The following is a 339-nucleotide window of genomic DNA, read 5'->3' as shown; positions in this document are numbered from 1 at the left end:
CCCGCACCCAGAACCAAGTGCACACTACCCCGGGTCGAGGCAGGGTGCCGACACTCCGCATGCGCGTCCGGGGGCGGGTGTTGCAGCGCAGCTCCGGGTCCGGCAAGAACGGGTGAGGAACAACCAGCATGCGTCACGACGGTTCAACCCTGGCGACGATGGCCACGCGCGCAGCGGTGAGCTGGTGTGAAGGGCGGTGTAGAAGGCCAATGCCGACACCGCTTTACCGCTTCCACTGCACAAACGGGCACGAGCTCGTGGCCGACCTCCAGGGCAAGCGGCTGCCGACGTGGGCGCTGATGCGCGCGCACGCGGAGCGCGTCGCGCTGGACCTGATGC

1 protein-coding gene is annotated in these 339 nt (G+C 68.7%); it reads left to right on the top strand.

Translation table 11 applies throughout. The features are described from left to right. Positions 1 to 128 precede the first annotated feature (128 nt). The coding region (locus tag MKK64_RS28405) for a DUF6894 family protein (RefSeq protein WP_409567923.1) at positions 129 to 339 on the top strand (211 nt) is incomplete at its 3' end.

It is taken from the genome of Methylobacterium sp. E-025, assembly GCF_022829705.1.
In the GTDB taxonomy this organism is placed as follows: Bacteria; Pseudomonadota; Alphaproteobacteria; order Rhizobiales; family Beijerinckiaceae; genus Methylobacterium.
Note: the sequence above shows the minus strand (reverse complement) of the source record. Positions and strands in the feature narration are given on the sequence as shown.